Source organism: Nocardia asteroides (assembly GCF_900637185.1).
Lineage (GTDB): Bacteria > Actinomycetota > Actinomycetes > Mycobacteriales > Mycobacteriaceae > Nocardia > Nocardia asteroides.
In genome coordinates, this window is the sequence record NZ_LR134352.1 from 6,697,378 (window position 1) to 6,715,726 (window position 18,349).

General features: G+C 70.1%; 16 protein-coding genes. 6 read left to right on the forward strand and 10 right to left on the reverse strand.

The features are described 5' to 3' along the window. Positions 1–4 precede the first annotated feature (4 nt). The 4 genes from egtD to egtA are packed head-to-tail and all read right to left on the reverse strand — an operon-like array spanning position 5 to position 4,476. Complete coding sequence (gene egtD, locus EL493_RS31010) at positions 5–976, reverse strand: L-histidine N(alpha)-methyltransferase (RefSeq protein WP_019049166.1); 972 nt, start codon at positions 974–976, stop codon at positions 5–7. Continuing rightward, positions 973–1,815, reverse strand: coding sequence for an ergothioneine biosynthesis protein EgtC (gene egtC / locus EL493_RS31015; protein ID WP_019049167.1), 843 nt, complete (start codon positions 1,813–1,815; stop codon positions 973–975). Before egtC ends, egtD begins: the two co-directional genes overlap by 4 nt. A gap of 52 nt (positions 1,816–1,867) precedes the next feature. Next, positions 1,868–3,202 carry an ergothioneine biosynthesis protein EgtB gene (egtB, locus tag EL493_RS31020; RefSeq protein ID WP_019049168.1) on the reverse strand — a complete coding sequence of 445 codons (1,335 nt, stop codon included), beginning with the start codon at positions 3,200–3,202 and terminating at the stop codon, positions 1,868–1,870. After that, positions 3,199–4,476, reverse strand: coding sequence for an ergothioneine biosynthesis glutamate--cysteine ligase EgtA (gene egtA, locus EL493_RS31025; RefSeq protein WP_019049169.1), 1,278 nt, complete (start codon positions 4,474–4,476; stop codon positions 3,199–3,201). Before egtA ends, egtB begins: the two co-directional genes overlap by 4 nt. 123 nt (positions 4,477–4,599) lie before the next feature. Here egtA and EL493_RS31030 point away from each other — a divergent pair, with 123 nt between their 5' ends. Continuing rightward, positions 4,600–5,778 carry an aminotransferase class V-fold PLP-dependent enzyme gene (locus EL493_RS31030; RefSeq protein ID WP_022566259.1) on the forward strand — a complete coding sequence of 393 codons (1,179 nt, stop codon included), beginning with the start codon at positions 4,600–4,602 and terminating at the stop codon, positions 5,776–5,778. Here the strand turns inward: EL493_RS31030 and EL493_RS31035 are convergent. Beyond that, complete coding sequence (locus EL493_RS31035; RefSeq protein ID WP_019049171.1) at positions 5,775–6,326, reverse strand: TetR/AcrR family transcriptional regulator; 552 nt, start codon at positions 6,324–6,326, stop codon at positions 5,775–5,777. The genes EL493_RS31030 and EL493_RS31035 overlap by 4 nt on opposite strands. 96 nt (positions 6,327–6,422) lie before the next feature. Between EL493_RS31035 and EL493_RS31040 the strand changes: the two genes are divergently transcribed. Further along, complete coding sequence (locus EL493_RS31040; protein ID WP_019049172.1) at positions 6,423–7,118, forward strand: lysophospholipid acyltransferase family protein; 696 nt, start codon at positions 6,423–6,425, stop codon at positions 7,116–7,118. A gap of 77 nt (positions 7,119–7,195) precedes the next feature. Next, positions 7,196–8,839: a fatty acyl-AMP ligase gene (locus EL493_RS31045; protein ID WP_019049173.1), complete on the forward strand. Its 1,644-nt coding sequence runs from the start codon at positions 7,196–7,198 to the stop codon at positions 8,837–8,839. Positions 8,840–9,019: 180 nt separating this feature from the next. Here EL493_RS31045 and pth read toward each other — a convergent pair whose 3' ends face one another. Together pth and EL493_RS31055 are read right to left on the reverse strand one after the other, a co-directional pair. Further along, complete coding sequence (gene pth, locus EL493_RS31050) at positions 9,020–9,598, reverse strand: aminoacyl-tRNA hydrolase (protein WP_019049174.1); 579 nt, start codon at positions 9,596–9,598, stop codon at positions 9,020–9,022. A 22-nt stretch (positions 9,599–9,620) separates the two neighbouring features. After that, positions 9,621–10,244, reverse strand: coding sequence for a 50S ribosomal protein L25/general stress protein Ctc (locus EL493_RS31055; protein ID WP_019049175.1), 624 nt, complete (start codon positions 10,242–10,244; stop codon positions 9,621–9,623). Positions 10,245–10,540: 296 nt separating this feature from the next. Here EL493_RS31055 and EL493_RS31060 point away from each other — a divergent pair, with 296 nt between their 5' ends. Further along, positions 10,541–12,181 carry a peptide chain release factor 3 gene (locus EL493_RS31060; RefSeq protein WP_019049176.1) on the forward strand — a complete coding sequence of 547 codons (1,641 nt, stop codon included), beginning with the start codon at positions 10,541–10,543 and terminating at the stop codon, positions 12,179–12,181. A gap of 22 nt (positions 12,182–12,203) precedes the next feature. Here the strand turns inward: EL493_RS31060 and EL493_RS31065 are convergent, their stop codons facing one another. Both EL493_RS31065 and EL493_RS33445 read right to left on the reverse strand, forming a co-directional pair. Next, the gene (locus EL493_RS31065) at positions 12,204–12,728 is read right to left on the reverse strand and encodes a nuclear transport factor 2 family protein (RefSeq protein ID WP_030201084.1); all 525 of its coding nucleotides are present in this window, start codon (positions 12,726–12,728) and stop codon (positions 12,204–12,206) included. Between the two features lie 291 nt (positions 12,729–13,019). Continuing rightward, positions 13,020–13,892, reverse strand: a complete 873-nt coding sequence (locus EL493_RS33445; protein ID WP_022566258.1) for an Abi-alpha family protein — start codon at positions 13,890–13,892, stop codon at positions 13,020–13,022. Positions 13,893–14,294: 402 nt separating this feature from the next. Here EL493_RS33445 and EL493_RS31075 point away from each other — a divergent pair, with 402 nt between their 5' ends. Further along, a complete protein-coding gene (locus tag EL493_RS31075) occupies positions 14,295–15,545 on the forward strand; it encodes a DUF445 domain-containing protein (protein WP_019049179.1) in 1,251 nt (416 codons plus the stop codon). After that, complete coding sequence (locus EL493_RS31080) at positions 15,536–16,375, forward strand: Abi-alpha family protein (RefSeq protein ID WP_019049180.1); 840 nt, start codon at positions 15,536–15,538, stop codon at positions 16,373–16,375. Before EL493_RS31075 ends, EL493_RS31080 begins: the two co-directional genes overlap by 10 nt. Before the next feature lie 88 nt (positions 16,376–16,463). On the opposite strand, the gene EL493_RS31085 is transcribed toward EL493_RS31080, so the two are convergent. Next, positions 16,464–18,248, reverse strand: a complete 1,785-nt coding sequence (locus EL493_RS31085) for an ABC-F family ATP-binding cassette domain-containing protein (protein ID WP_019049181.1) — start codon at positions 18,246–18,248, stop codon at positions 16,464–16,466. Positions 18,249–18,349: the final 101 nt, after the last annotated feature.

The following is an 18,349-nucleotide window of genomic DNA, read 5'->3' on the forward strand; positions in this document are numbered from 1 at the left end:
CTGCTCACTGCCGTTCGGCCAGGACCAGGGCGAATCGCTCGTCGGGGTCCGTCCAGGTGCGCGCGGTGGTGAAACCGGCCGCGTCCAGTTCGGCCCGCAGTCCCTCGGGCCGGAACTTGGCGGAGATCTCGGTGCGCATCTCCTCACCCGCCGCGAACCGCACGGTGAGGTCGAGATCGGCGACAGTGGCTGTCATCTCCTCGGTGGCGCGCAGGCGCATCTCGATCCACTCGTTCGCGGCGTCCCACAGCGCGACGTGCTCGAACTTCGCCGGCTCGAAATCGGCGCCGAGACGGTGGTTGAGCACGTGCAGCACATTGCGGTTGAACTCGGCGGTGACACCGGCGGCATCGTCGTAGGCCGGGACCAGCACCGCGGGATCGATCACCAGACCCGCGCCGAGCAGCAGCAGTTCCCCGGGTTCGAGCACCTCGTTGATGCCGGCCAGGAACTCCGCGCGCTCGGCGGGGACCAGGTTGCCGATGGTGCCGCCGAGGAAGGCGATCATCCGGCGGCCGCCGCGCGGCAGATTGTGCAGGGTGTCGGTGAAATCGCTGACGACACCGTGCACCGCCAGCTGCGGATACTCGGCCGCCACCTCGGCGGCCGCCCCGCGCAGCGCCGACGCGGAGACATCCTGCGGCACATAGGTTTTCAGCGATCCCTCGGCGGTGAGCGCGTCGAGCAGCAGGCGGGTCTTGGCGGCCGAGCCGGAGCCGAGCTCGACCAGGACCTCGGGCCGCGCGGCGGCGGCGATCTCTCCGACGACCCGTTCCAGCAGGGCCCGCTCGGTGCGAGTCGGGTAATACTCGGGCAGCTCGGTGATCCGCTCGAACAGTTCGCTGCCGCGGGCGTCGTAGAACCACTTGGGCGGCAGCGACTTCGGCTCGGCCGTCAGACCTGCCACGGCGTCGGCCCGCAGGGCGGCGGTGAGATCGTCGTCGGTGAGGTGGATGTCCAGCAGCGGCGCGGTCATGAACGGACCCTTTCGGTGGCGGGAAGCTCGAGAGCGGTGACGGTGCAGTGGCCCGCGGTGGCGGCCACCAGCTGGTGGTCGGCGATGGGCCGCCACCGCGGATCGTCGTCGTACGGTTCGGAGCACAGCACGATGTAGTCGTCGGCGACGAGCACCGACAGCGCGTGCCTGCAGGTGGTGGCCCACAGCCGCTGCCCGTCGCCGAGCAGCAGGTTCAGGCGCGCGGTCGGCTGACGGCGCAGGACGGCGGTGACCAGCAGGCGCAGCGCGTCGTCCGGGGAGGTGACTGGGCCGTCGGGCGTGATCGCGGCGAGCAGGCCGCGCAGCAGCACCCACAGCGCCGCCGAGTCGGTCAGCGATTCGGCGTGCAGGAGCACGGCGGCGGAACCGAACACCGGTGTGGGCGCGAGCAGTTCGTCCAGGTCGGCGAGCACGGCGGTCAGCGCGATCCGCCAGTCGGGCACGACACCGTTGTGGCTGAACGCCCAGTGCTCGTCGGTGAACGGCGCGCACGCGCCCCGCTCCACCGGCATGCCGACGGTGGCCGACCGGACGGCGGCGAGCACGGCGCGCGATTCCAGCTGGCCGAGCACCTCGACCACCGCCGGATCGGTCCAGATCGGCGCGGCATTGCGATAGCGGGTGACGGCCGCGCGCTCGCCCTCGACCCCGATATCGGCGCGGCGCCACCAGGCGACACCGAAACCGTCGGCGTTGATGGTGCCGCCCGCCCGCATGTCGGCGGGCGCCCACGACTGGACGTACAGCGAATGCGGTCCGCGCACCACGAGTTCGCCGACCGACTCGGACGGGCCGAGGTAGCCCAGGTGCCTGCACATCAGCGGTCCACCTCGCACCGGGCAGGGCGGGGCGGGAAAGCTCGGTCGCCCATCAGATCTCGTCCGCTCGCAGATCGCGGGCGAGCCGGAAGCCGGCGAAGATCTGGCGCCGGATCGGGTGGTCCCAGTTGCGGAAGGTGCCGCGGCAGGCCACCTCGTCGGTACCGAACGAACCGCCGCGCAGGATCCGGTAGTCGCCGCCGAAGAAGACTTCGGAGTACTCGCGGTAGGGGAACGCGCGGAAGCCCGGGTAGGCCTCGAAACCCGAGGAACACCATTCCCAGACGTCACCGATCAGCTGGTGCACGCCGGTGGCCGAGACGCCGGCCGGATAGGCGCCGACCTCGGCGGGTTCCAGATGCCGCTGACCGAGGTTGGCGTGTCTCGCGTCGGGCGCGTCGGCACCCCAGGGGTAGCGCCGGGAGTCGCCCGTGGCCGGGTCGTACCTGGCCGCCTTCTCCCATTCGGCCTCGGTGGGCAGGCGTTTTCCGGCCCAGCGCGCATAGGCCTGGGCCTCGAACCAGCACACGTGCACCACCGGCTGACGCGGCCGCAGCGGCGTGCGCACGCCGAAGGCGAGGCGGGTCCACTGCTCGCCGTCGCGCTCCCAGAACTGCGGCGCGACGAGCCCGGCCTCCTGGCGATGCGCCCAGCCGCGCTCCGACCACAGCTCGGGCCGCTCGTAGCCGCCGTCGGCGACGAACGCCAGGTACTGCTCGTTGGTGACGGGCGCGACATCGATGGCGAAGCCGGGCACGTGCACCGGGTGGGCCGGGCGCTCGTTGTCCAGCGCCCAGGGGTCGGCGGAGGTGCCCATCAGGAACTCACCCGCCGGAATCCGCACCTCGCCCGCGGCCGGGACCGCCGCGGTGGGTGCGGGCGGGGCCGACAGCACCGGCGCGCCGACGCGCAGCTGATGAGTGGCGAGCATGGTCTCGTCGTGCTGCTGTTCGTGCTGGGCGATCATGCCGAAGGCGAAGCCGTTGTCCACCAGCGGGTTTCCGGCGAGGTCACTGGAATCCAGCACGTCCCAGACCTTCTCGCGCACGGTGCCCACGTAGCCGCGGGCCTGGTCGGGGTTCAGCAGCGGTAGCGTGGGCCGGTTCGCGCGGGCGTGTTTGAACGCGTCGTAGAGCTCGTCGATGTCGGCCCGCACGGCCTCGCGACCACCGACATCGCGGACGAGCCACAGCTCCTCCTGATTGCCGATGTGCGCAAGATCCCAGACCAGCGGGCTCATCAGCGGCGAATGCTGGGCGACGAGATCGGCTTCGCCGACGCTGTCGGTGAGGGTGGCGGTGCGGCGGCGGGCGCGCTGCAATACCTCGGCGATCCGGTCGCGGGTGCGGTCGCGGTCGCTGTGATCGGCGGGGGCGGAGAGAGTCACCGGGTCGGCTCCGAACGAGAGGGGGACTGGGACGGGACCGCACCCGCGCGGCACCGGCGCGCGGCGTGCGCCAATTCCTGTGCGGCGGTGGCGGATCGGGCGTGTGCCTCGGCCAGCTCGAACAGGCCGGTCGCGACGGCGCGCAGCTCCGGGTCGGCCAGTCCGTCGCGGGCGGCGCGGAACCACTCCCCCGCGACCGGCGCGGCCAGCGCGGTCGCCTCGGCGATCACGGCAGGCGCCGAGAGCAGCGCGTCGAAGAGGTGGATCGGGGTGGTCCAGGTGTCGCCCGGCTGGGTGTCGAGGTAGCGGACCTCGAGGTGGCCGGAGGCGCGGACCGGGGGGAACAGGGTGGTGAGGTGGTAGTCCAGGTCGGCCCGGTTCGGGCGGCGGCCGACCTCGTCGTCGAGAGCCCCGCACAGCCAGTCGGCGAAGGTGGCGCCGGGCGGCGGTGACCAGTCCGCGCCCGGCTCGGTACAGCGCACGCAGAGCAGCGGCACGTCCAGCGCCCAGTGCGCGTAGGCGGCGATCGGGTCGGTCCAGTCGGCGACCGGCGGCCTGGTACGCGACGGATCCAGCCGCAACCAGGTGCGCATCCGCTGAGAGGCCCACTCACCCCGCGGTGCGCCCGCCAGCCGGGGCGAACAGGCGAAGGCGGCGATCAGCGCGGGTCCGAGCACGTACAGGGCGGTCCAGCGGGCCCGCACCTCGTCGGCGTCGGCGCCCGCGTCGACGCTGACCTGGGTGGCCGCGGTATTGCACATCATGAGCGTGCCGAACGGCCCGACGGCCGCGAAGCGGCGTTCCATGGCGGCGTAGCGAGGGAGGCGGAGCAGGCGTTCGGCCTGCCGATCGACGTCGGCGGCAGCGGCCACGATGCCGATCTCCGCGGCGGCGAGCAGGTCCCGCAAACGGGCCGCATCAGCGCGCAGGTGCTGCGTCAGCGCCTCCGGATCGGCGAACGGTGCGCTGGAAAGTTCTATCTGACCACCGGGTTCGATGGTCACCCTGCTCCCGCCGGGCAGGGGGGCCGCGGCCGAGGCCGGGGCGATCGAGACGGGTGCGTGGGGCCCGAGGGCCGCCGCCATGAGCTCGAGTGCGGGCCGCTCACCGGTGGGCCCGACGGTGAGCCACTCCAGTTCGGCGCCGATCAGCGCGGGTGGCCCGAGCTTGAAACAGACCCCGCCGACATAGGCCTCCGCCGCGGCTCTGGACGATAGTTCGCCCTGGTCGACGGCGGAATCGGGCCATGACGAACGTTCCAGAATGACCGCCATGCCAACCTCCGCGTGCTGGGGAATCAACGTGCTCGTGCAGCCGACCCAATCCAGAATAGCGAGGGCCTCCGACAGAAAAAGTGTCCAAATGAGGAACATCGCCCCGGCGGTATGGTCGTCGCCATGTTGGATCTCGCCGCGATCAGAGCCGCCACCCCGGGACTTTCCCAGGGCCGAATCTTCCTCGACAGCGCCGGATCGTCGCTGTCGCCCACAGTGGTCACCGAGGCCGTCATCGCCCATCTGCGCCGCGAAGCGGAGATCGGTGGCTATCGGGCGGCAAACGAGCGTCTCGACGATCTGGCCGCGGTGAAGACCTCGATCGCGGCCCTGATCGGCGCGACCCCCGACACCATCGCGCTCAGTGACAGCGCCACCAGGTCGTGGGCCGATTTCGCGTACTCGATCCCGCTTCGTCCCGGCGACCGAATCCTCATCTCCGAGGCCGACTACGCCAGCAACGCGATCGCCGCCCTGCAACGTGCGCGCCAGACCGGCGCGGTGGTCGAGCACATCCCCAGCGACGACACCGGACGCCTGGATACCGCGGCGCTGGCGGCCATGCTGGACGAGCGGGTCCGGCTGGTCTCGCTCCAGCACGCGCCGACCAACGGCGGTCTGGTGAACCCGGTCGCCGAGGCCACCCGGATCGCGCACGACGCGGGCGCGCTGGTGCTGCTCGACGCCTGCCAGTCGATCGGACAGCTGCCCATCGACGTCGCCGCGCTGGGTGTCGACGCGCTCTCGGCCACCGGGCGCAAGTGGCTGCGCGGTCCGCGTGGCACCGGATTCCTGTATGTCCGAAGCGAACTCGCCCAGTCCATGGAACCCGCGCGGCTGGACCTGCACAGCGCGCAGTGGGTGAGCCGCGACGAGTACCGGCTCGCCCCCGACGCCTCGCGCTTCGAGTTCTGGGAATCCAGCATCGCCGCACGCCTCGGCCTCGGCGCCGCCGTCGACTACCTGCTCGGCATCGGCCCGGACCAGGCCTACGCGGCGGTGGCCGAGCGCGCGGACCACCTGCGCAAGACACTGCCCGAGGTGCCCGGCGTCCGGGTGCGCGACCTCGGCACCGAGCACAGCGGCATCGTCTCCTTCACCGTCGACGACCGCGACCCGATGTGGCTGCGCGACCGGCTCGCCGAACACGACGTCACGGTGACTGTGAGTCACGCCTGGTCGACCCTGCTCGACATGACCGGCCGCGCGCTACCCGCGGTGGTTCGCGCGTCCCCGCACTACTTCGTGAGCACCGAGGAGCTGGACCGCTTCGTCGCGACGCTGGCCCGCGTCACCCACTAGCGCAGATGCTCGCCGACGATCCGGTCGGCGAGCGCACGCGGGTCGACGTCGGGCGCAACGACTTCCAGGGTGCGATTGGCCGCGATGGTGGCCAGGCCGTGCACATTCGTCCACAGCAGCAGCGCCGTCGCGGTGGCGTCGGCGCCCGGCGCCGCCGCGGCGACCAGGTCGACGATCCGGCCGTACAGCGGGCGGGTGGTGGCCCGGAGATTCTCGCCGGAACCGGCGAGCAGGTCGTGCCGGAACATCAGGGTGAACATCTGTGGCCTGGTCACGGCGAAGTCGAGGTAGTCGATCGCCATCCCGCGCAGGCGCTCCCGGGGATCGTCGATCGCCGCGAGCCCGGCGAACCGGTCGGTCAGATCGGCGAAGCCGCGGGCCGCGATGGCCGCGAGCAGGGCGGCGTGCGTGGGGAACCAGCGGCGCGGCGCACCGTGGGACACCCCGGCCGCGCGCGCGATGGCCCGCAGCCCCAGCTCACCGACGCCGTCGCGTTCGAGCAGTTCGACCCCGGCGTCGATCAGGCGCGCGCGCAACGGTTCGGACATACGGGCAATTCTGCACACCGGGTGCGCGGCGGCCTCCCGCGCATTCGTAGACACTGTCTACTATCGTGCTGTAGACACTGTCTACTCGGAGGTCTTATGTGGTACCCGCTGTGCAAACACGTCCTGATCGGCCCGCTGCTCCGGCTGCTCGGGCGACCGCAGGTCGAGGGGCTCGAGCACATACCGCGCACCGGGCCGGTCATCATCGCGGCCAATCACCTGGCCTTCATCGACTCGCTCTACCTGGCCCTGGTGATCCCGCGCCCGCTCACCTTCCTGGCCAAACAGGAGTACTTCACCGGGACCGGCCTGCGCGGGCGGGCGAAGCGACGGTTCTTCACCGCCGCCGGGCAGGTGCCGGTGGACCGGACCGGTGGCGACGCGGCCGCGGACGCGCTCGCCGCGGCCACCGCGATCCTCGCGCGGGGAGGCGCGTGGGCAATTCACCCCGAGGGCACCCGGTCGGTGGACGGCAGGGTCTATCGTGGTCGCACCGGGGCACTGCGCGTTGCCATGGCTACAGGGGCGCCGGTGGTGCCCGTGGTGCTGGACGGAACCGACCGCATGAACCCGCGCGGTCGGAAACTGTTGCGTTTCACCAAGGTGCGCATCAGCATCCAGCCGGCGCGGCGGTATCCGGCAGCGGTTCATCGAGCCCAGGTCAGAGTGGCAACTGACCAGCTGATGCAAGAAATTGCCAGGCAATCAGGTAGACCATATGTGGACCGCTACGCTGCCTCCTTCGCCGCCGACCACGGGGCGAGGGGGAACTCGGTTGTCAGTCGGGGTTAACACCGGGTGGGCGGGGCGGGATTTTCTGTTGGGAGAGCACGGCCGAAACCGATCGTTGGCGTAAAGGGAGTCCGACGTTGAGCAGGTTCACCGACGAAATGTTCGCCACAGCGCTGACCAGCCCGCGGGGGCTGGTCACCGGGGAACCGGAAGCGCCGCTGCGGCAGACCTGGGGGGAAATCCATCGCGCCGCGCGGCGGATGGCGGGCGGCTTGGCGGCCGCCGGGATCGAACACGGCGACGCGGTGGGCGTGCTCGCCGGGTTGCCGGTCGACATCGCCCCTGTCTGCCAGGCCATCTGGATGCGTGGTGCCTCGATCACCATGCTGCACCAGCCCACTCCGCGCACCGACCTGGCGGTCTGGGTCCGCGACACCGAGACCGTCCTCGGCATGATCGAGGCCAAGGCCGTGGTCCTGGGCGCGCCGTTCGCCGCGGCCGAACCCGTACTGCTCGAACGGGGGATCACCGTGGTCAAGATCGAGGACCTGCACGACGGTCCCGACACCGATCCGGTACCGACCGCCGAGTCCGATATCGCGCTGCAGCAGTTGACCTCTGGGTCGACCGGCTCGCCCAAGGCCGTCCGGATCACGCACGGGAACTTCAACGTCAACGCGCACGCGATGTTCAACCGGGTGAAATTCCAGCTCGACGACGACGTGATGATCAGCTGGCTGCCGCTGTTCCACGACATGGGCATGGTCGGTTTCCTCAGCGTGCCCATGCAATTCGGCGCCGAAGTGGTGTGCGTGACCCCGCTGGACTTCCTGGCCAGGCCGCTGCTGTGGGCCGAGCTGATCGCCAAGTACCGCGGAACCGTCACGGCGGCACCCAACTTCGCCTACTCGCTGCTGGCCCGGCGGCTGCGCCAGGCCGAACCGGGATCGATCGACCTGTCCAGCGTGCGGTGGATGTGGAACGGCGCCGAGCCGGTCGACCCGGACACCATGGTCGCGCTGGCCGAGGCGGGCAAGCACTTCGGGCTCAACCCGATGGCGCTGACCCCGGTGTACGGCATGGCCGAGACCACCCTGGCCGTCTCGATCCCCGACCCCGGCCACGGCATGGTCCTCGACATCATCGACGCCGACCTGCTGGAAGCGGTGGGCAAGGCGGTGCCGGTGGCCGAGGACGGTCATCACGGCGCCCCGCGCAGGCTGCCCACCCTGGGTCACCTGGTCGACGATCTGGAAGGCCGGGTGGTCGACGCCGAGCGCCAGCCGTTGCCCGTGCGCACGGTCGGCGTCATCGAATTGCGCGGTCCCGCCGTGACTTCGGGCTATGTGACCGTCGACGGGTTCCGGCCCGCCCAGGACGCCGAGGGCTGGCTCGACACCGGCGACATCGGTTACTTCACCGAGGCCGGGCTGATCGTGGTGTGCGGGCGGATGAAGGACGTCATCATCATGGGCGGCCGCAACATCTACCCCACCGACATCGAGCGGGCAGCCATGCGGGTCGCCGGCGTCCGGCCCGGCAACGCGGTGGCGGTGCGCCTGGACGCCGGTGAGAAGCGCGAAAGCTTCGCCGTGGTGGTGGAATCCAACGACTACCAGGATCCCGACGAGGTGAAACGGATGGAGCGCGAGATCGTCCACGAGGTGTTCACCGAGGTCGGCGCCCGCCCGCGCACGGTCGCGGTGCTCGGCCCCGGCGCCCTGCCCAAGACGTCGTCGGGCAAGCTGCGCCGCGCGGCCACAGCGGTGCACCTGAGGTAACACCGATCCGTCGCTGCCCGGCCACCCCGCCCCGACCTCGAGGAGGGGCCGCCGCGCAGCGGCGGTTCGCGGCCGTCCCGCCGGTCAGGCGCCGTTGCGTACGCGACGAAGGAGCAAGCAACGGCGCCTGACCGGCGGGACACAAGGGGCCGCGAACTCGAGCGCGCCAGCGCTCCAAAACTAGTGCAACGAGTTCTGGGCGGTTTCCAGCCCGACCTTCAGCAGCAGCTCGACCGCGTCGGCGGCCTGTTCGACGATCACCGGCACCTCTTTGCGTTCCGGTGCGGCGAACGGCTTGAGGACGTAGTCGGCGGGATCCTGGCGACCGGGCGGACGGCCGATGCCGATCCGGGTGCGCAGGTAGTCCTTGGTGGTGAGGGCCTGCGAGATCGAGCGCAGGCCGTTGTGCCCGCCCTCGCCGCCACCCTGCTTGAGCTTGATCGTGCCGAACGGCAGGTCGAGCTCGTCGTGTACGACGATCACCTGGTCGACCGGCACCGAGAAGAACTTGGCCAGCGCGGCCACCGGCCTGCCCGACAGGTTCATGTAGGCACGCGGCTTGGCGATCAGGATCTGGCGCCCGTCCAGCCGGGCCTGCAGCAGGTCGGCGCCCGACTTCTTGTGCACGGCAAAACGGCCGCCGACGCGCTCGGCGAGCACGTCGGCGACCAGGAAGCCCACATTGTGGCGGGTGCGCTCGTATTCGGGGCCGGGGTTACCCAGCCCCACCACGAGTGCGGGCCCGGAGGATTCGGTCATCGGCCGAACCGTACCAGCGGAATTATTCGGCGGACTCGGCCTCGGCCTCGGCGGTCTCGCCCTCGGCGGCGCCTTCGCCCTCTTCGTCGAGCTCGGCGGCGGACGGCGCGGCGATCACGTTGACGATCAGCGCCTCCGGGTCGGCGGCCAGGGTGACACCGGCGGGCAGCTCGATGGCGCCGGCCAGGATCTGGGTGCCGGCCTCGATGCCCTCGACGGAGACCTCGATGGCCTCCGGCAGCTTCAGCGCGTCGGCCTCGATGGACAGGGTGGTGGCTTCCTGGGTGACCAGGGTGCCCGCGGCGGCGTCGCCGGTGACGGTGACGTTCACGTCGGTGGTGACGCGCTCGCCGCGCTTGACGATCAGCAGGTCGGCGTGCTCGATGTAGCGGCGGATCGGGTGGACCACGACCGACTTGGTCATAGCGAGCTGCTGCTTGCCGTCGACGACCAGGTTCAGGATCGCGTTGGTGCCGTGCTCACGCAGGATGGCGGCGAAGGCCTTGGCGTTGAGGCTCAGGTGCTGCGGCTCGGCCTGGTGGCCGTACAGCACGGCGGGCACGTTGCCGTCGCGACGGGTACGGCGAGCGGCGCCCTTACCGAATTCGGTGCGGACGGCGGCTTCGATCTGGTTCACGTCGGACATGACTGAATGCGCTCCTACGGCTCTTCCGGGCTGGTCATTGTGGCGACCCATCTGCGGGGTCAACGTCTACTCGTCGGACGAAGAACGAACGAGGACGACCGGAAGGCCGAGCCGCGTCGATCACGGTGAGCACACCACTGGGGTCACTCACCCTCGCCGAGACAACCCGACAACCATATCGCATCCGCATCGCCCGGAAAAACCGGGTCGGTCCGCGCGAAACACCCGGCCGACCTCGCCGGACCGGTGACCTTTAGGCTGGATAGGTTGCCGACCCTTTGCGAAAGGTACCTGCGTTGACCGAGTCCGGAGAGACCGCAGCCCCCACCCCGCGCGGACTTCCCGCCGAGGTCGCGCGCCGCCGCACCTTCGCCGTGATCTCGCACCCCGACGCCGGTAAGTCCACGCTCACCGAGGCACTGGCGCTGCACGCCAAGATGATCTCCGAGGCGGGCGCCATCCACGGCAAGGCCGGCCGCAAGTCGACCGTGTCGGACTGGATGGAGATGGAGAAGGCGCGCGGCATCTCGGTGAGCTCGACCGCGCTGCAGTTCAACTACCGGGCCGCCGGGTCCGATGTCGACAACGTGATCAACCTGGTCGACACCCCGGGCCACTCCGACTTCTCCGAGGACACCTACCGCGTGCTCACCGCGGTCGACGCCGCGGTCATGCTGATCGACGCCGCCAAGGGCCTGGAACCGCAGACGCTGAAGCTGTTCCAGGTGTGCAGGCACCGGGGTATCCCGGTCATCACCGTCATCAACAAGTGGGACCGCCCTGGCCAGGCGCCGCTGGAGCTGCTCGACGAGATCAGCGAGCGGATCGGTCTGACGCCCACCCCGCTGTTCCTGCCGGTCGGCATCGCGGGCGACTTCCGCGGCCTGCTGCGCCGCGGCCCCGAGGGCGAGGCCACCGAGTACGTCCACTTCACCCGCACCGCCGGTGGCGCGACCATCGCACCGGAGGAGTCGCTGAGCCCGGCTGAGGCCGAGGCGCGCGAGGGCGAGGCCTGGACGACCGCCGCTGAGGAGAGCGAGCTGCTCTCGGCCACCGGGCAGGACCACGACCAGGAGCTGTTCCTGGCCGGGCAGACCTCGCCGGTCATCTACGCCTCGGCGATGCTGAACTTCGGCGTGCGCCAGCTGCTGGAGACGCTGGTCGCGCTGGCGCCCGCGCCGGGTGCGCGCGCCGACGTCACCGGCAAGGACCGCCAGACCGGTGATCCGTTCAGCGCGGTGGTGTTCAAGGTGCAGGCCGGAATGGACACCGCGCACCGCGACCGGCTGGCGTTCATGCGGATCGTGTCCGGCGAGTTCGAGCGCGGCATGGTCGTCACGCACGCGCAGACCGGTCGGCCGTTCGCCACCAAGTACGCGCTGACCGTGTTCGGCCGCGAGCGTACCACCGTCGACACCGCCTACCCGGGCGATGTGGTCGGCCTGGTGAACGCGACCGCGCTGGCACCGGGGCACACCCTGTTCGTGGACAAGAAGGTGGAGTTCCCGCCCATCCCGAGCTTCGCCCCCGAGCACTTCGCGACCCTGCGCGCGCAGAGCGCGGGCAAGTACAAGCAGTTCCGCAAGGCCATCGACCAGCTCGACTCCGAGGGCGTGGTGCAGGTGCTGCGCAACGACGCCCGCGGTGATCAGTCGCCGGTGCTGGCGGCGGTCGGCCCGATGCAGTTCGAGGTCGTCACCGCGCGCATGCAGGCGGAGTTCAATGTGGAAACCCAGCTGGACTTCCTGCCCTTCACCCTGGCCCGGCGCACCGACGCCGAGTCGGCGCCGGAACTCGACCGTCAGCGCGGTGTCGAGGTGTTCACCCGCACCGACGGGGCGATCCTGGCGCTGTTCAGCGACAAGTGGCGGCTGCAGTACATCGAGAAGGAGCATCCGAAGCTCACGTTGGAGCCGCTCGTCGCCACGGCGGACTAACTGGTCGACTGTCTGAGTCGGGCTACGCGGCCGGTCCGGGGTTGCGCTCGACCGAGGAGATGTGGTTCTCCTGGGCGATCATGCCCCAGCGGCTCGCGGTCAACCGCAGGCTGGGCAGATCACTGAGCGAGAGCACCACCTCGTAGGTGCGCTCGTAGCCGGTGTGCGCGATGCGCCAGTGGCCGTCCTCGCAGCGCACGTAGCGGTCGGTGTAGAAGGCCGCGCCGCGCAGGCACATGTTGTGCTCGGGGATGATCACCGTGTCGGCCAGGTACCAGGTGCCGGTGGCGGTATCGCCGTCGACGTCGATCTCCGGGTGATCGCAGCGGTGCTCGGTGATGACGTGCGGCCCCAGGGTGTTGCGCAGGAAGGCCAGGAACGCCTCGCGCGACTCGAACTGCAGGTATTCGCTGTAGGTGGCGGTCGCCTCGGGGACCAGGGTGTCGGCGAACTCGTCCCAGGACTTGGTGTCCAGGGCGCGCAGGTAGCGGAACTTGAGCCTGCTGATCGCGATCAGGTCGTCGGGGTGATCGGGCGGGCGCGGCACCGGCTCGGGCGCCTCGTCGTCCGTCGCGCGCACGCCGGGCTGCTCGGCCATCCGGTCCTCCCCCACCTCCGGCCCGGCGACCATCGGTTCGTCGTCGCCGGGCAGCAGCGGCCCAGGGCGCACCCACGTGGGCGCGACCGGTTCGTCGACGCGCACGTTCGCGGATTCGGACCCCTGCTCCATTCCTCCACGATCCCACTGAAACGCGCGCAGTGCCGGATCTGTATCAGATCGCTATCACTGCCGACACCGGAGCGTGACCTCCGGCGTCGGCGGGCGCGGCTGTCTCAGCTACCCGATGGTGAAGCAGGTGCGGCAGAAGTCCTCGCCGAACTCCGACAGCCGCAGGCTCTTGCGGACGATCTTCGGCGCCCGCCCCGCCTTCTTGAGCGCGTCCTCCACGACCGGCTGCACCTCGAGCACCATGTAGCGGCTCAGCACCACCGGGTCGTCGGAGGAGTAGGTGAGGCCGAGGCGGTTGAGGTTGATCAGGTAGGACCTGGCCCGGTCGGGGTAGCGCACGCCCGCCTGTTCCGGCACCGAGGTGAGGTCGCCCTGGACCAGCTCCGAGCCGATGCCGAGCGGGCGGTTGGTCCGCACGTCGACCGCCGGCTGCGGACCGTTGAGGGCCATGAACCGCAGGATGCGGGCCTCGTCGGGGGCGATCTCGTCGAGGATCCGGTCGTAGGCCGGGTGCACGTCCTCGGTGAAGTACACGTCGGCCGAGCGGGCCAGCAGCGCGTCGCCGCGCCTGCGCAGGTCCTCGGTACTGGCCGAGCGCAGGTACGGGCCCACGGTGATGGCCTGCTGGCTGGATCCGTTGGGCGTCGGCACGTAGCTGACGATCTCGCGCACCGACCCCTCGGTGACGCCGAGCGCGCTGCGCGCGATCGAGCGCAGCGCGTTGCCGGTGCGCTCGGCGATATCCGCCGAGGACTCGCCGTCCAGCGCCGCCTGGGCCAGTTCCTTGGTCACCTCGTAGGTGGTCCCGACCGCCCACTGGCTGCCGCGCACCGCGGTGCCGGCGGCCAGCCCGGCGGCGCGGAACACGCCGCGGATCAACCTGGCCTCGTTGCTGATCTGTCGCTGCTCGACATCCGAGCTGCGCTCGACGGCGCGGGTACCGGCACGGGCCAGATCCTGTCCGGTCCTGTCGTCTGTCACGTCCAACTCCGAAGTCTCGCCATGGGAACGCTCGCCCACAGATTATTGCCCGACCACGCTCCAGGCACAGTGCATACGCAGCGCGCCCCCTGAACGCGCCCGTTGTGGCCTGTCACGAATTGTGGTGGTGCTCATTGTTCCGACTCGTCCGGACGAGTACGGCATTCGGGACAGGTTCTGTGACTGATGTCTCAGACACTACCCTGTGGCCTGGGGCACGACGAATGGACCCAGTTCCCCACCTCACAGTAGGGTCACCTCGCCATGGGGGTGCTAATTTTGGTTTGCCGGTGAAGGCGGTGGTCACCGGGCTACGGCAGGAGGGTGTCGTTGTTGGAGAGTGTGTTCGGGTTACACCCGACACTCCTGCTCGAAATTCTGACCATTCCTCTTTTCACAGGAGTGATCGGATACATCACCAACTGGACCGGCATTTTGATGCTGTTCCAGCCGATCAAGTTCTACGGCGTGAAGCTACCCGGGCTCCGCGCGGTCTTTCCGTACCTGCCCAAGCGGATCCAGGTATTGCCGCTGCTCAGCTATGACGGCCGGATCGGCTGGCAGGGCATCGTGCCCTCGCGCGCGGACAAAATGGCGAGCATCGCCGTCGACAAGGGCCTGTCCAAACTGGGCAGCGTCGCCGACTTCTACCGCGAACTCGATCCGGAGAAGCTCGCCGAACATCTGGCCGAGGTGGCCGACGCGCAGATCAGCGACATCGTCGAAGTGATCCTGCGCCGCGAGCATCCGCAGCTCTGGTACAACCTGCCGACCCAGGTGCGCGAGATGGTGCATCAGCGGGTGCGCTCGCAACTGCCCGAGATCCTGCGCGAACTCACCATCGAACTCGGCACCAATATCGATCAGCTGCTCGATGTGAAGCAGATGGTCATCCGCTATTTCCAGGCCCGTCCGCAATTGCTCAACCAGCTGTTCCAGGTGCTCGGCGCCAAGGAACTGCGGTTCATGCAGAACTTCGGTTTCTATTTCGGCGCGCCCTGCGGTCTGCTGCTGGTGCTCGCGCTGCACACCACCGGCCTGTCGCCGTTGATCGTGCTGCCGGTCGGCGGCATCGTCATCGGCTGGGTGGTGAACTGGGTCGGCATCAACATGATCTTCGCGCCCGCCACGCCCAAGTGGTGGTGCCCGTGGCGGCAGGGTCTGCTGATCAAGCGCCAGCCCGAGATCACCGCGGGCTACGCGGCGCTGGTCTCGACCGAGGTGGTCACCGTCGCCAACATCGGCGACGAACTGCTCAACGGCCCGCGCTCGGACCGCACCCTGCAGATGCTCGAGGACACCCTGCGCCCGGCCGCCGACCGCGCGCTCGGCCCGGCCCGGCCCGCGGTGAAGTTCATGCTCGGCAGCCGCGAGTACGACTCGCTGCAGTCCACGCTCACCGCCGAGGCCATGACGATCGCGCCGATGGCCTTCGCCGACCCGGAGTTCAACGTCCAACAGGGCAGGCAGGTCAACGAATACATCGCCCGGCAAATGTCCGCACTTTCCCCGCACGACTTCGTGGACATGCTGCGTTCGGCGATCAAACAGGACGAATGGTTGCTTTTCGTCCATGGCGGCGCGCTGGGGCTGCTCGCCGGATACGCTCACATCCTGGTCTTCGGAACAGGAGTAGCGACGACATGGATGTAGACGACGGGACCCCGTCCACCGAACTGGTGCGACGACCGGTACCGCCGCTCGAAACAACCGGTGACCGGCGCGGCGTGCTGCCCGTCTCGCCGGTCCGCACGGTGCGCGCGGCCACCGGCGTCGCCCGGGTCGCGCTCACCGCGGCCTCGGGCATGACGCTGTGGACGCTCGACACCGCGCTCGGGGTGACCGTCACCGTGCTGCGCGGCAGCATCGCGGGCGCCCCGCCCAAGGAAGTCCTCGCCGAGGCGGAAGGCGAAGTGCGCGAACGTCTCCGGCACGCGCTCGGCCTGCCGGTCGGCGGCGAGCAGCACGGCGACGGCGGCATGCCGACACTGCGCGAACAGGGCGCCGAACTGCTGCGGCTCTCGGCCAGCACGCACGCGGCGCAGCCGGATACCCATCCCGCCTATCCCGGCATCCTCGCCGAGATCACCCCCGACGAGGCGCGGGTGCTGCGGTTCCTGCACGTCGACGGACCGCAGCCCGCGCTCGACGTGCGCACCGGCCGTCAGCGGGCCTTCGGCGGCGAGCGCCTGATCAGCGGCTTGACCATGGTCGGCGAGCACGCGGGCCTGCGCTTCCCGAATCGCGTTCCGCAGTACCTGCCGAACCTGCGCAGGCTCGGGCTGATCGAGTTCACCCGTGAGCCCGTGGGCAATCCGAGCCGCTACCAGCTCATCGAGGCGCAGGAGCAGGTGCGCGACGCGCTCAAGCGTGGATTCGGTACGAAGGTGAGCTACCGCAGCATCATCCTCACCGAGTTCGGCGCCGATTTCGTGCAAACCTGCCTGCTGTCCCGCCTCTCCGAGACTTCAGGCCAGGCTTGAGCGCTGGGCTGCGTCACGTCGGCGGCTGACCGGCGATTCACCGGGCCAGGTCAGCCCGTCCCGGTGAGTTACCCATGTGCTCGCGAAATCAGTGGTCCTCGGCCAGTTCGAGCCAGCGCTCCTCGGCCGCTTCCTTTTCCTGCACGACCTCTTTGAGTTCGGCGCCGAGTTTCACCAGCTTGTCCGGGTCGGTGGCGGCGTCGGCCAGGGCGACGTGCAGTTTCTGCTCGCGTTCGTCGAGCTTGGCGATGCTGCGTTCGAGGCGCGACAGTTCCTTGCGAGCCGCGCGGCGGTCGGCCGAATCCGTCGACGACGCGGCCGGTTTCGCGGCGGCGGGCTTGGCGCTCGACGCCAGGGCGGCGCGCTTGGTGAGGTACTGGTCGATGCCGCCGGGCAGGTTGGTGAGCTTGGTGTCACCGAACAGCGCCCAGGTGGTGTCGCAGATGCGCTCGACCAGGTAGCGGTCGTGGCTGATGACCACGAGGGTGCCCGCCCAGTTGTCGAGCAGGTCCTCGAGCTGCTGCAGGGTGTCGATGTCGAGGTCGTTGGTGGGCTCGTCGAGCAGCAGCACGTTCGGTTCGGCCATCAGGATGCGGGTCAGCTGCAGCCTGCGGCGCTCACCACCGGAGAGGTCGCCGACCGGGGTGCGCTGGCGGGCCGGGGTGAAGCCGAGCCGTTCGGCCAGCTGACCAGCGGAGATCTCCTTGTCGCCGAGCATGATTCGCTGGGCGACCTGCTGCACCGCCTCCAGCACCCGCAGATCGGTGGGCAGATCGTCGAGTTCCTGGCGCAGCCAGCCGATCTGGACGGTCTGGCCCTGGATGCGCTTGCCCGCGGCGGGTTCGGCGGCGCCGGCCAGCGCGCGCAGCAGCGTGGTCTTGCCCGACCCGTTGACGCCGACCAGACCCACCCGCTCGCCCGGGGCGAGGCGCCAGGTCAGGTCGTCGACCAGGACGCGGCCGTCGGGGGTGGTGAGGGTGGCGTCCTCGAGCTCGATCACCACGCGGCCCAGCCGCTTGCGCGCGAAGGCGGCCAGCGAGACCGAGTCGCGCGGCGGCGGCACGTCGGCGATCAGCGCCTCGGCGGCCTCCACCCGGTAGCGCGGCTTGGAGGTGCGGGCCTTGGCGCCGCGGCGCAGCCAGGCCAGTTCCTTGCGGGCCAGGTTCTGGCGGCGGGCCTCGGTGGCGTCGGCCTGGCGGGCGCGCTCGGCGCGGGCGAAGATCCAGTCGCCGTAGCCACCCTCGTAGGTCTCCACCTTGCCGCCGACGACCTCCCAGGTGCGAGTGGCGACGGTGTCGAGGAACCAGCGATCGTGGGTGACCACCACCAGCGCGGTGCGCCGGGCGATCAGGTGTTCGGCCAGCCACTGCACGCCCTCGATGTCGAGGTGGTTGGTCGGCTCGTCGAGGACGAGCAGGTCCAGCTCGCGCACCAGGGCCGCGGCCAGGGCGACGCGGCGGCGCTCGCCGCCGGACAGGTTGGTGACGGGGGTGTCCAGGCCCAGGTCGGCGATGCCGATGCCGTCGAGCACCGAGCGGATGCGCGCGTCGGCGGCCCATTCGTGCTCGGCGATGTCGGCGGTGGACAGGTCGTCGGACAGGCCGGCGAGCACCACCGAACCGATGGTCGCGCCCTCGGGCAGCACGCCGCGCTGGGTGACCACGGCCATCCGCAGGCCACCGACGCGGCTCACCCGGCCGCTGTCGGGCGCCTCCAGGCCGGTCAGGACTTCGAGCAGGGTCGTCTTGCCGCCACCGTTGAGACCGACCACCCCGATCCGCTCTCCCGCGTGCACACCGAGCGAGACGTCGTCCAGCAGCGGCTTGATGCCGAAGCTCTTGGAGACCTGTTCGAGGTTGATCAGGTTGGACATAGGTGTTGCTCGCCCGCCTTCCGCGTGACTTCTGTGGGGCCGTGACGAGCCTACTTGCCCCGGTCGGCCCGGCTCTTGGCCGCTCCCCTTGCGCCACGAAC